Origin of the sequence: Gilliamella sp. CG35, from assembly GCF_046635745.1 — a bacterium.
Lineage (GTDB): Bacteria > Pseudomonadota > Gammaproteobacteria > Enterobacterales > Orbaceae > Gilliamella > Gilliamella apicola_I.
In genome coordinates this window covers 1-13,918 of record NZ_JBIDFH010000009.1, presented here as the reverse complement: position 1 = coordinate 13,918, position 13,918 = coordinate 1, and the positions used below count along the sequence as shown (strand labels likewise).

The following is a 13,918-nucleotide window of genomic DNA, read 5'->3' as shown; positions in this document are numbered from 1 at the left end:
ATTTTATTCTGTTTTGATTAATTTACTTTTTATTATACTTTTCTTGGCTAACAGTTCATTAACCTCTTGAAGACCCGCTCCTGGAACAAAAACACCCATTTTAATATATTGCCTGATAAAATAGTTACTGCCTCCCTCTGCATAAATCTCTAGCGAATTATTACTAAATTCAGATTCTGTTTCAATGGTATGATAGCCAGGCTTAACAATTTTATAAAAATAAGTTCTGTCAGCCGTTTTACCCAAATATTCCCCATCAATATAAATAGCCTTTTTGCTAGGTTTACCCATTAGACTATCTCTATAAATATAAATACCTGAAAAATTTGCATCTGGTTCAGCAAATTTTTTAGCTTCACGATCTAATTTTGGATCGGCTAAATCAACTCTTGCAGAACATCCAACAAATAACATACTTGCAATTAATATGAACACTATTTTAAAAATTTTCATTAAATTAAACATTCCTTTCATAATGATTAATGAATTAAATTGTTATCACACTATTTAAAATTTACATTAGCATATTATCATTAACAATTTTATAAGCCCAATAATTTTTATCATGTTAAATCATTTAGTTATGCTAATTATTAAATAAAAAGATAATGTTCTATTATTAGCTTCATTAATAACTTTAGTACAACTTATTAAAAGATTGACTTATAAGTAATATTTATTTGACCAAAATAGCATTTTTCTTTAATTTCTTAGCCAATATGGGATTAATGCCTATACCTTCACAAATTATAAAGCGATGAATTAGAGGCAATGATATGTTATATAACCAGCATCATGAAAAAGATAACTGCGGATTTGGTCTGATTGCTCATATTGAAGGGCAACCAAGTCATAAAGTGGTGCGCACCGCTATTCACGGATTAGCAAGAATGCAGCATCGAGGCGCAATCTTATCTGACGGTAAAACCGGCGATGGCTGTGGACTTTTATTACAAAAACCAGATCGATTTTTTAGATTAGTTGCGCAAGACGCAGGTTGGCGTTTAGCAACTAATTATGCGGTAGGCATGCTGTTTCTTAGCCAAGATGAGCAAGAAGCACAAGCAAGCCGTCAGATTGTAGAAGAGGAATTAGCTGACGAAACGCTATCAATATTAGGTTGGCGAGAAGTGCCTATTGATAAAAGTGTTTTAGGTGAAATTGCATTATCTTCACTGCCTAAAATTGAACAAGTCTTTGTCAATGCGCCAGCAGGATGGACGAAAATTGATTTAGAACGCCGTTTATATATGGTTCGCCGTCGCATTGAAAAACGCGTACAAGACGACACCTTTTATGTTTGTAGCTTTTCGAATCAGGTTAATATCTACAAAGGCTTATGTATGCCTAAAGATTTGCCTCGATTCTATTTAGATTTAGCCGATATTCGAATGGAAACGGCGATTTGTTTATTCCATCAACGTTTTTCAACCAATACCGTTCCACGTTGGCCACTTGCTCAACCGTTTAGACATTTAGCGCATAATGGTGAAATCAATACCATTGAAGGCAATCGTCAATGGGCAAAAGCCCGTTCCTATAAATTTAAAACACCACTGATTCCTGATTTACAAAATGCGGCTCCGTTTGTGAATGTCACAGGGTCTGATTCCAGTTCACTGGATAACATGTTAGAACTGTTCCTTGTCGGTGGGATGGATATTGTCAGGGCGATGCGCTTATTAGTACCACCGGCATGGCAAAATAATCCCGATATGAATGAAGATCTTCGTGCCTTCTTTGACTTTAATTCGATGCATATGGAACCGTGGGATGGCCCTGCTGGTATTGTTATGTCAGACGGTCGCTATGCCGCATGTAATTTAGATCGAAATGGCTTACGTCCTGCTCGTTATGTTATTACCACCGATAAACTCATTACCTGTGCTTCTGAAATTGGTATTTGGGATTATCAACCTGATGAAGTCGTCAGCAAAGGACGAGTTGGGCCGGGTGAGTTATTAGTAATCGATACCGAAGAAGGTCGTATCTTACAATCTTCTGAAACGGACAATGACTTACAAAAACGTCATCCTTATAAAGAATGGATGGCAAAAAATGTTAAACAGCTTATCCCTTTTGAAAGTCTACCTGATGAGAACATTGGCTCACGTGATTACGATGACACTTTACTAGCTACTTACCAAAAACAGTTTGGTTATAGTGCAGAAGAAATTGATCAATGTATTCGTGTCTTAGGTGAAAATGGGCAAGAAGCAACAGGTTCAATGGGCGATGATACGCCATTTGCTGTCTTATCAAGTAAACCTCGATTAATCTATGATTATTTTCGTCAAAAATTTGCGCAGGTAACCAATCCACCTATTGATCCATTACGTGAAGCTCACGTCATGTCGCTATCAACTAGCATTGGTCGAGAGATGAATGTCTTTGCTGAAGCCGAAGGTCAAGCACATCGAGTCGCGTTTAAATACCCTGTTTTGGTTTACTCTGATTTCCAACAATTAACAGCATTGGAATCACGTTACTATCAATCTGAAACACTAGATATTACTTACGAAATCGATGGTAGCTTGCGTGATGCCATTGAACAATTATGCGGTGATGCCGAAGCCAAAGTACGTAATGGTACCGTATTAATCATTTTGTCCGATAAAAATATCGCAGCCGATCGATTACCGATTCCTGCCCCAATGGCTGTAGGTGCAGTACAGCAACGTCTAGTTGAAAAAAACTTACGCTGTGATGCCAATATTATTGTTGAAACCGCAAGCTGTCGCGATCCACACCAATTTGCCGTGCTGCTTGGTTTTGGTGCAACGGCTATCTATCCTTATTTAGCTTACGAAACCCTAGCCCAAATGGTCGATAATGGCACGATAAATAAGTCTTACCGTGAAGCCATTATCAACTACCGCAATGGTATTAATAAAGGCTTGTACAAAATTATGTCTAAAATGGGGATATCCACTGTCGCCTCGTACCGCTGCTCAAAACTTTTTGAAGCGGTTGGTCTGCATAAAGATGTGGTAGAACTCTGTTTCCAAGGTGTGACTAGCCGTATTAGTGGTGCAAATTTTGATGATTTTGCTCAAGATCAGTTCAATTTATCGAAAAAAGCATGGTTACGCCGTAAACCATTAGACCAAGGTGGTTTACTCAAATTTGTCCATGGCGGCGAATATCACGCTTATAATCCCGATGTAGTTCAATCGTTACAAAAAGCGGTTAACAATGGGCGTTACGAAGATTATAAGCTTTATACCGATATCGTTAATAATCGCCCGCCAGCGACATTACGGGATTTATTAAAACTTAATCCCCCTGAAAATGCAGCAATTTCGTTAGATCAGGTTGAACCTGAAGAGTCACTATTCAAACGTTTTGATTCGGCGGCAATGTCAATTGGTGCATTAAGTCCTGAAGCTCATGAATCGCTTGCTGAAGCAATGAACACATTAGGTGGCTATTCTAATTCAGGCGAAGGAGGTGAAGATCCTGCTCGGTATAACAGTATAAAAGTGTCACGCATAAAACAAGTCGCATCAGGTCGATTTGGTGTAACGCCGGGCTATTTAATGAGTGCTGATGTGATTCAGATCAAAGTAGCGCAAGGTGCAAAACCGGGTGAAGGCGGTCAATTACCAGGTGACAAAGTAACCCCTTACATAGCTAAATTACGTTTTTCCGTACCGGGGGTGACATTAATCTCGCCACCACCGCATCACGATATTTATTCAATCGAAGATTTGGCACAGTTGATCTTTGATCTAAAACAGATTAACCCTCAAGCAATGATTTCGGTGAAATTAGTGTCCGAACCTGGCGTAGGAACTATTGCAACTGGGGTCGCAAAAGCTTATGCCGATTTGATCACGATTTCGGGATATGATGGTGGTACCGGTGCTAGCCCATTAACGTCAGTCAAATATGCTGGCTCACCATGGGAACTGGGTTTAGTTGAAACACAACAATCATTGGTTGCTAATGGTTTACGTCACAAAATTCGTTTACAAGTTGACGGTGGGTTAAAAACCGGTACAGACATTGTAAAAGCGGCAATTTTAGGTGCTGAAAGTTTCGGCTTTGGTACGGGGCCAATGGTGGCTTTAGGTTGTAAATATCTACGTATTTGCCATTTAAATAACTGTGCCACAGGTGTTGCGACACAAGATGAAAAATTACGTAGTGACCATTACCATGGTTTACCTGAAAAAGCGATGAACTATTTCCGTTTTATTGCACGTAACACAAGGGAAGTCATGGCAGAACTTGGCGTAAGTCGAATTGTTGATTTAATTGGACGTACCGATTTACTGTTAGAGCTTGATGGCATTACGGCTAAACAACAAAAACTGGATTTATCAGGATTACTTGAAACTGCGACACCAGTAGAAGGCAAACCCGTCTACTGTATTGAAGATAATAAACCGTTTGATAAAGGTGTATTGAATAAAGAAATTATTACTCAAGCAGAACAATTTGTTGATAATCGTCAAAGTAAAAGTTTCTACTTTGATATTCAAAATACTGATCGTTCGGTGGGAACTAGCTTATCAGGTTATATTGCCAAAAAATATGGCGATCAAGGTTTAGTTGCCGATCCAATTTCACTCAATTTCACCGGTACTGCCGGGCAAAGCTTTGGTGTTTGGAATGCTGGTGGCGTAAATTTAACCCTAACAGGTGATGCCAATGACTACGTTGGTAAAGGCATGGCTGGGGGGCGCATCGTCATTCGACCACCTCAAGGCTCGGCATTTTTAAGTCATGAAGCAACCATTGCCGGTAACACCTGTCTATATGGTGCAACAGGCGGTAAATTGTTTGCAGCAGGACGTGCTGGTGAACGTTTTGCCGTACGTAACTCTGGTGCAATTAGCGTGGTTGAAGGTATCGGCGATAACGGCTGTGAATATATGACAGGTGGCATTGTCTGTGTCTTAGGTAAAACTGGTGTTAACTTTGGTGCTGGCATGACTGGTGGATTTGCTTATATTTTAGATGCCGATGGTGATTTCCATAAACGGATTAACCAAGAACTTGTTGAAATGTTAAACGTTGCTGATTATTCGATTCATGAAGAGCATCTACGAGGCTTAATCATGGAACATGCTCAACTAACCCACTCTTCACGTGCTGAAGAAATTTTAGCTAACTGGGAAGATTTCGCTAAACAATTTGTATTAGTTAAACCTAAATCCAGTGATGTAAAAGCGCTGCTCGGTCACCGAAGCCGATCATCAGCAGAACTTCATGTTCAAGCACAATAAGGAGAGCACGGAAATGAGTCAAAATGTTTATCAGTTCATCGATTTACAACGTGTTGATCCACCTAAAAAATCGTTGAATATTCGAAAAATAGAGTTTGTTGAAATTTATGAGGGCTTTTCGGCTTCACAATCACAAGCCCAAGCCGATCGCTGCTTAGCGTGTGGTAATCCTTATTGTGAATGGCGTTGTCCTGTTCATAACTATATACCTAATTGGCTAAAACTGGTGAATGAAGGCAAAATTTTAGAAGCAGTTGAACTTTCTCATCAAACTAACAGTCTACCAGAAGTGTGTGGTCGGGTTTGCCCTCAAGATCGGCTTTGTGAAGGCTCATGTACTTTAAATGCTGAGTTCGGTGCGGTAACAATTGGTAACATTGAACGTTATATTACCGATGAAGCCTTTAAACTGGGGTGGAAGCCTAACTTGTCTAATGTTGAAAAAACAGGATTAAAAGTTGCAATCATTGGTGCAGGGCCTGCTGGACTTGCATGTGCTGATGTTTTAGTCCGTAATGGCGTAACGCCCGTTGTTTTTGACCGTCATCCTGAAATTGGTGGACTGTTAACCTTTGGTATCCCTGCCTTTAAATTAGATAAAGAAGTATTGATTAATCGTCGACGTATTTTTACCGACATGGGTATTGAATTTCGGCTGAATACCGAAGTGGGGAAAACGGTACAATTAACGGACTTACTCAATGAATTTGATGCCATTTTTGTTGGAACCGGTACTTATCAATCAATGCGAGCCGGTCTAATGAATGAAGATGCGGATGGTGTTTATGATGCCCTTCCATTCTTAATTGCCAATACCAAACATATTATGAAGCATAATCAAAGCGATGATACGCCTTACATTGACATGAAAAATAAGCGTGTTGTGGTTTTAGGCGGTGGTGATACAGCCATGGACTGTGTACGGACGTCAATTCGTCAAGGTGCAATTGAAGTCACCTGTGCTTATCGTCGAGATGAAGCCAATATGCCCGGCTCTAAACGAGAAGTAAAAAATGCGAAAGAAGAAGGTGCACAATTCCAATTTAATGTGCAACCCCTCAGTATTGAAATTAACAATACAGGTCAAGTTACTGGTGTCAAAATGGTTAGAACAGAACTCGGTCAACCCGATGCAAATGGTCGCCGTTCGCCAGTGATTATCGAAGGATCTGAATTCATACTTCCTGCCGATGCTGTTATTATGGCATTTGGTTTTAAACCTCATGCCATGCCTTGGTTAGCAGAACATGGTGTCAATTTTGATACTCAAGGTCGTATTGTTGCCCCAGAAATTAAAGGCTACCAAACCAGCCATCCAAAAATCTTTGCTGGTGGTGATGCAGTAAGAGGATCGGATTTAGTGGTGACTGCCATTAGCGAAGGTCGCAAAGCGGCAGAAGGGATTTTAGATTATTTAGAAGTATAAAGCGATTGACTAAGTTAACCTTATGCCCATACCCTACTGAGTGGGAGTAAGGTTTACTACTCAATATTTATTGATCTGTCTAAACCATAACGTTTATTGATTACAACCTAAATATCGTTATTTATCGGGTTGAAATTGCCAATGAATATTTACTTTGATAATTGGCATTAAATTACCATTAGCTGATACCATGAATTTGTATCAGCTAATAACCTTTGATTATTGGATTACTTGGCTATAAATAGACAACCTGAGAACCATTTTCAGGATTTTTAGTCGCCTCAGCAAACCCTTCTAAGAAAAAGGCAAGATGATCTGCTTCATCCCCTAAAAGGCGCCCTTTGACTTTATTCCAAGTTAATAACACGATAGCCGCTTGTGGTTCACAACTAATTAACATCGGTTGTTCAAGTTCTTCATTCCAATAAAACTCACCGCCGTATAATTTTTGGGCTGTCAGTAACAAATAACAACCATACTCTTGAGCAATCATATTAAGCTGTTCTTCAGGAATACTAAAATTTTTCTCAGCTAATTCACCAATAATCATTTCAACGACAGAAATACTTTTTTCGGAATAATCGAGTTGATTGATACTCCACGTTGGACTATGTAAAATGGCATTTTGAGCCCATGCTTCAATTTCTTGATATAATTCATTTTTTTCAGTCATATTTATTTACTTCGCTAGTTGATATTTCCAATTGTTTAACAAGTTGCCATGCGGCTTCCATTTCTTCAAGTGTTGCATCCGTTAAACGACGATTATTTTGTTTCAGTATTGCTTCAACTTGTTTAAATCGACGTTCAAATTTATGATTTGCCCGTTGTAAACAGAGCTCCGATTTAACTTTTAGATGTCTGGCTAAATTGACGGTCGCAAAAAACAGATCCCCCAGTTCTTCCTCGATTTTTGATTGATCTTGTACCGTTTTATTAAGCTCATGTTCTACTTCGTCGAGCTCTTCCTTAACTTTATCTAAAACTGGAGTTAACTCCTGCCAATCAAACCCAACCGATGCACAACGTTTTTGGATTTTTTCGGCTTTCATTAAAGCAGGAATGGCGTTAGGTATGTCATCTAACAATGAGTATTGTGCGCGCTCGTCACGCTCTTTTTGTTTTAATTGTTCCCAATTCGGTTTTTCAGTTGTCTTATCATCAAAAATATGCGGATGACGACTAACTAATTTATCAGCAACAGCTTGACAGATATCCTCAAAATCAAACTGACCTTGTTCACTGGCAAGATCGGCGTAAAAAATAATTTGAAACAATAAATCGCCCAATTCTTTTTTGAGTTCTTTCATATCCTGTTTATCTATCGCATCAAGAACTTCATAAGTTTCTTCTAGTGTATAAGATTTTAATGAATCAAAAGTCTGCATGCGATCCCATTCACAACCGTCAATAGGGTCACGTAATTGTTTAGTAATTGCAAGTAAACGCTTGAGTGGGTTCACAATCTATCTCACCAATCGTAACGGAACATTAATCTAATCAGTGTATCATAAATTTAAACTGTTTTTATTTTCAATAGTGAATTTATACTATTGTAAATATAATTGTCTATTATTTATCCTGAAACACGCACAAAAAAGATTAAATTAATTGAGTTATCATAACTTCTAGCCCATAAAGCTGAATTAAGTATATAATAACTGCATATTGAATTAACTTTACGATAATATATGAATAATTTACGAGAACTTACACTTCGAGGCACAATACTGGGTGCTTTTATTACAATTATTTTTACTGCATCAAATGTGTACCTTGGTTTAAAAGTCGGATTAACCTTTTCTTCGGCTATTCCTGCCGCTGTCATCTCAATGGCAATCTTAAGACTATTTTCAGGATCAACCATATTAGAAAATAACATGGTACAAACTCAAGCTTCTGCTGCCGGAACGCTATCATCTATTATATTCGTTCTACCTGGATTATTGATGATTGGTTACTGGCAAGATTTTCCATTTTGGTTAACTTTTGCCATTTGTGCCGCTGGGGGAATGCTTGGGGTACTATTCTCAATTCCATTACGTCATGTGATGGTAGTCAAAAGTACATTACCTTATCCTGAAGGTGTTGCTGCCGCTGAGATTTTAAAAGCAGGCTCGAAAACAGACAGTAATGATGCTTCTGCCAACGAAGGATTGAGAGATATTTTAGTGGGAGGCGTTATCGCTTCTACTGTCAGTTTATTGACCAATGGTTTTCGGGTTTTATCTGAAAGCGCTTCATACTGGTTTACCGGTGGAAAATCGATTTTTCAATTACCTATGGGGTTCTCATTAGCACTTCTTAGTGCAGGTTACTTGATTGGAATTGTATCTGGGATTGCCGTTTTAATAGGAACCATTATTGCCTGGGGATTTGGAATTCCAATTTTAAGTGCAATGACAGATTATGATACAACGCAACCACTGGCAAATATTGCAATGGGACTTTGGGCTAAAGATATCCGTTTTATTGGCGCAGGAACGATTGCTATTGCGGCAATTTGGACATTATTAACCTTAATCAAACCAGTTATTGAAGGTTTAAAAACATCATTCAAAACGTTACGTTCAGATGTATCTGTAAATGATATTGCACCGACAGAACGTGATCTATCACCTAAATCAATCTTTTTGATTATGGCTGGTATGGTTATTATTTTAGTCGCTACGTTTTACTCATTTATTTCAGATAGTGGGTTATCGACGGGCGTTGCATGGATACTGGTTATTTGTGCTGTTTTATTTGCTTTTATTATGGGCTTTCTTGTTGCAGCTGCTTGCGGATATATGGCAGGATTAGTCGGATCGTCAGCTAGCCCTATTTCAGGTATTGCAATTGTTGCCGCTATCGTGATATCACTTATCTTACTTGGATTAGGCGAAGCAAATAATATACTTTCCACGGCTGAAGGCACAAACTTTGCGACAGCCTTAGCGCTATTCACAACCAGCGCAGTATTAGCCGTTGCTTGTATCTCAAATGATAACTTGCAAGATCTTAAAACGGGTTACTTGGTTAATGCAACACCTTGGAAACAACAAGTTGCATTACTAATAGGTTGTGTTGTTGGTGCCATTGTTATCGCTCCTATTTTAGAAATTCTTTATAACGCGTATGGTTTCACGGGGGCATTACCACGACCAGATATGGATCAATCACAAGTTTTAGCTGCACCTCAAGCAACACTGATGACAACCATTGCAAAAGGAATCTTTTCACATAAACTTGATTGGACAATGATTCTCATTGGATTAGTCGTTGGAACCGTGATTATTATTATTGATCTTCTTTTGGCGAAAGCAAAATGTAAATTTCGCTTACCCGCACTAGCTGTCGGTTTAGGTATCTATTTACCACCAACGATTACTGCCCCAATTTTTGTCGGTACATTGCTATCATGGATAATTAAACGTAATGCTTACGCTAAAGCTCAAAAATATAATTTAGATCCTGAAGAACAATTTAAAAAAGTGGATCGTAAAGCGGCATTAATTTCTTCGGGATTAATAGTTGGTGAAAGCTTAGTTGGTGTCTTATTAGCGATCGTTATTGTTATTAGTATCACGCAAGGTAAAGGTGAAGCTCCATTAGCAATAGAGGCTGATTTAGGCTTCTTACCACAATATTTAGGTTTAGCTGTCTTTGTGGGTATTTGCTTATATATTATTCGTCGAGCATTATCCGCAATTAAAAAACAGTAATAATTTATATTTATAATTAAGCCCTTTATTGCTTAAAATAGAGGGCTTGATAAAATCGCTTTTCCAATTTAAACCCCGCTATAAATTAATTATCATCCTTCTTTTGTGACTAGATTAAATGATAACCATTTCCCTATCTGGAAATATTCAATAGCACGCTCAACCAATTATTGCCACAAGTTAAAGTTTAAAATAATGAAACTTTCACTTAGCCCATTAAACTTTTTCATTTTGCATAACGTTCAATATTTGTTAGCATAACCCAATTTATTTTACATATTAAACAGCAAAATCATGATAGTATTTGATTCCATTCAAGTTCGCTTAGGCATTAATCTACTTTTAGATAATGCATCTGCTACCATTAATCCTAAACAAAAAGTAGGGTTAGTTGGGAAAAATGGTTGCGGAAAGTCCACTCTCTTCTCATTAATAAAAGGCGAAATTCAAACGGATGCAGGCAGCTTAAGTTTTCCATCACAATGGCAATTAGCTTGGGTTAACCAAGAAACTCCCGCGCTAGATATACCCGCTATTGAATATGCTATTGATGGTGATCGTGAATATCGACAGCTAGAACAAAAGCTAGCTATCGCCAACCAACACAATAATGGTGAGCAAATTGCTAATATTCATGAAAAACTGGATAACATTGACGCATGGACAATACGAGCAAGAGCCGCCACATTATTACATGGTTTAGGGTTTTCTAACGAGCAACTACAATTACCAGTTAAATCCTATTCAGGTGGTTGGCGCATGCGTTTAAATCTAGCTCAAGCACTCATGTGTCGTTCTGATCTACTCCTTCTTGATGAACCTACCAATCACCTTGACTTAGATGCCGTTATTTGGCTGGAAAAATGGCTGAGTAACTATCAAGGTACATTAATTTTAATCTCACATGATCGTGATTTTTTAGATCCGTTAGTTAATAAAATTATTCATATTGAACAAAAAAGTTTGTTTGAATATACCGGTAACTATTCATCATTTGAAGTTCAACGTGCAACTAAATTAGCACAGCAACAATCACTTTATGAAAGCCAACAACAAAAAGTCGCACACCTACAAAGCTACATAGACCGCTTTAGAGCAAAAGCGACCAAAGCCAAACAAGCTCAAAGTAGAATAAAAATGCTAGAAAAAATGGAACTCATTGCCCCTGCACATGTAGACAATCCTTTTCATTTTAATTTTAAACCTTCTGAATTTTTGCCAAGTCCATTACTGATGATGGACAAAGTTGTGGCAGGCTACGATGATAAAATCGTACTAGAAAAAATTAAATTAAATCTTGTTCCGGGGTCACGCATAGGCTTACTGGGTCGTAATGGTGCCGGTAAATCAACCTTAATAAAATTATTAGCGGGCGAACTTCAACCTAAAGAGGGGCATATTAATCTCGCTAAAGGTGTTCAATTAGGCTATTTTGCTCAACATCAATTGGAATATTTACGTGCCGATGAATCACCACTTTGGCATTTAACTCAGCTTGCTGATCCAAAAATAACAGAACAGGAATTGCGTAACTATCTGGGTGGTTTTGATTTTCATGGTGATAAAGTGAATGAACCTGTTAAAACATTTTCGGGCGGTGAAAAAGCTCGATTGGTTTTAGCGCTAATTGTGTGGCAAAAACCGAATCTATTATTACTTGATGAACCCACTAACCATTTGGATTTAGATATGCGTCAAGCATTAACTGAAGCACTTATAGGCTTTGAAGGTGCTTTAGTCGTTGTATCGCATGATCGCCATTTATTGCGCTCGACAACGGATGAATTTTATTTAGTGCATGATCACAAAGTCGAACCATTTAATGGCGATCTTGATGATTACCAAAAATGGCTTGCCGAAGAACAAAAAGCAGAAAATAAACCAGATACCGTTAACATAGCCAGTAAAAATGATAGCATTCAAAATGTTTCCGCCACCGATCGCAAAGAACAAAAACGCCGTGAAGCAGAATTAAGAGCACAAATGCAACCCATTAAAAAAGAGCTACAAAAAATGGAGCAAAAACTTGAGCTATTAACTGAGCAATTACAAAATATTGAACAGTTACTAGCAGATCCTGCTATTTATGAAAACGATAAAAAAACAGCGTTGACCGAATTACTACTTAAACAAAGTAAAATTAAAAGCGAACAAGAAGACACTGAAATGAACTGGTTAGATTTACAACAACAACTTGAAGATTTTCAATTAAACTAACTTTGTATTTAAGATACAAAAAGAGAAGCACACAAAATATTAAGAGCATGAGTCTTAATTCAATCGCAATAAGTTTCAGGTTGTTAATCGTATTTTAACTATTTATTTTGTGCAAAAAAAATCACAGCCTTTGCTGTGATTTTTTTATTCTTAATTGAACTAAACTTATTCAATTAAAATTAACTTTTTTCAACTTGACTAAAATCAAGCTCAACAGGTGTTGAACGTCCAAAAATTGAAACTGAAACTTTCAGGCGACTTTTTTCATAATCGACTTCTTCAACCACACCATTAAAGTCTGCAAATGGACCATCATTAACACGTACCAATTCGCCTGGCTCAAATAACGTTTTAGGACGAGGTTTATCACCAACTTGTTGTAAACGATTCATAATAGCATCAACTTCACGTTGGCTTATTGGGGCTGGTCTGTCAGAAGTACCGCCAATAAATCCCATGGTTCTTGGTACACTTTTAACTAAGTGCCAAGTTGCATCATTCATCATCATTTCAACTAAAACATAACCGGGAAAGAATTTACGCTCACTTTTACGACGTTGACCACTTTTCATTTCAACAACTTCTTCGGTAGGCACAAGCACTTCACCAAAAGAATCTTCCATATTATGTAACTTGATATATTCACGTAGTGATTGTGCAACACGTGCTTCATAGCCAGAATAAGCTTGAATAACATACCATCGTTTTTGTTGTATTTCACTCATATTAACGTCCTATTGATGTTAAATAAAAGACGACCCAACGGAATAAAGTATCCATTCCCCAAAGGGCTAAACCAACGACTACTGTAACAGCCACAACGAGCATAGTTGTCTGTGTAGCGTCTTTACGAGAAGGCCATACCACCTTTCTTAACTCTTTTCTTGAATCCTGTAAAAATGCAAGAAATGACTTACCTTTAGTGGTTGTAAGAGCAATAAATAAAGTGAAAAGTGAAATTACACTAACCGTAATAATGCGGACGATTGTATTAGGTTGATATATATCATTTGCTTGAGCAAAATAGGAATTTCCCCAAACAATAATTGCAATCAATACTAAAACTAAACCCCATTTAAGTTTATCTAGAACCGAGTTTGTAGCTTGACTTTCGTTACTTACTTGCATATAAAACCTATGAGTATGTTATTTATAATAATATCTATTTTCCAAAATGCTCTTTTTAAAATAAAAACATTTTGCTAAACAGACCAGATAAGAAAGGGCATCGCATGATACCCTTTCAACAGTTATTAAATATAAATTATTTAATAACCTTAGCAACAACACCCGCACCAACAGTACGACCACCTTCACGAATCGCAAAACGTAAACCT

9 protein-coding genes and 1 pseudogene are annotated in these 13,918 nt (G+C 37.7%); 4 read left to right on the top strand and 6 right to left on the bottom strand.

Features of this window, described 5'->3' with window-relative positions; translation table 11 throughout:
• Positions 1–3: 3 nt before the first annotated feature.
• Entirely contained in the window at positions 4–453 is a 450-nt protein-coding gene (locus ACGH4F_RS05560; RefSeq protein ID WP_411590346.1) for a DUF2846 domain-containing protein, read from the bottom strand.
• Between the two features lie 323 nt (positions 454–776).
• Here ACGH4F_RS05560 and gltB point away from each other — a divergent pair, with 323 nt between their 5' ends.
• Entirely contained in the window at positions 777–5,234 is a 4,458-nt protein-coding gene (gene gltB, locus ACGH4F_RS05555; RefSeq protein ID WP_411590344.1) for a glutamate synthase large subunit, read from the top strand.
• Between the two features lie 13 nt (positions 5,235–5,247).
• The gene (locus ACGH4F_RS05550; protein WP_411590342.1) at positions 5,248–6,660 is read left to right on the top strand and encodes an FAD-dependent oxidoreductase; all 1,413 of its coding nucleotides are present in this window, start codon (positions 5,248–5,250) and stop codon (positions 6,658–6,660) included.
• A 235-nt stretch (positions 6,661–6,895) separates the two neighbouring features.
• On the opposite strand, the gene ACGH4F_RS05545 is transcribed toward ACGH4F_RS05550, so the two are convergent.
• Entirely contained in the window at positions 6,896–7,333 is a 438-nt protein-coding gene (locus ACGH4F_RS05545; protein ID WP_065559718.1) for a hypothetical protein, read from the bottom strand.
• Positions 7,326–8,123, bottom strand: coding sequence for a nucleoside triphosphate pyrophosphohydrolase (gene mazG / locus ACGH4F_RS05540; RefSeq protein WP_411590341.1), 798 nt, complete (start codon positions 8,121–8,123; stop codon positions 7,326–7,328). Before mazG ends, ACGH4F_RS05545 begins: the two co-directional genes overlap by 8 nt.
• A gap of 228 nt (positions 8,124–8,351) precedes the next feature.
• On the opposite strand from mazG, the gene ACGH4F_RS05535 reads away from it, so the two are divergent.
• Both ACGH4F_RS05535 and ACGH4F_RS05530 read left to right on the top strand, forming a co-directional pair.
• A complete protein-coding gene (locus ACGH4F_RS05535) occupies positions 8,352–10,364 on the top strand; it encodes an OPT family oligopeptide transporter (protein ID WP_411590340.1) in 2,013 nt (670 codons plus the stop codon).
• A 294-nt stretch (positions 10,365–10,658) separates the two neighbouring features.
• Entirely contained in the window at positions 10,659–12,581 is a 1,923-nt protein-coding gene (locus ACGH4F_RS05530) for an ABC transporter ATP-binding protein (protein WP_411590338.1), read from the top strand.
• Positions 12,582–12,760: 179 nt separating this feature from the next.
• Here the strand turns inward: ACGH4F_RS05530 and nusG are convergent, their stop codons facing one another.
• The 3 genes and pseudogenes from nusG to ACGH4F_RS05515 all read right to left on the bottom strand — a co-directional run.
• The gene (nusG, locus tag ACGH4F_RS05525) at positions 12,761–13,306 is read right to left on the bottom strand and encodes a transcription termination/antitermination protein NusG (RefSeq protein ID WP_065559722.1); all 546 of its coding nucleotides are present in this window, start codon (positions 13,304–13,306) and stop codon (positions 12,761–12,763) included.
• A 1-nt stretch (position 13,307) separates the two neighbouring features.
• Positions 13,308–13,709 carry a preprotein translocase subunit SecE gene (gene secE, locus ACGH4F_RS05520; RefSeq protein WP_065559723.1) on the bottom strand — a complete coding sequence of 134 codons (402 nt, stop codon included), beginning with the start codon at positions 13,707–13,709 and terminating at the stop codon, positions 13,308–13,310.
• A gap of 136 nt (positions 13,710–13,845) precedes the next feature.
• Positions 13,846–13,918, bottom strand: a pseudogene (locus tag ACGH4F_RS05515) (elongation factor Tu); the annotation flags it as partial.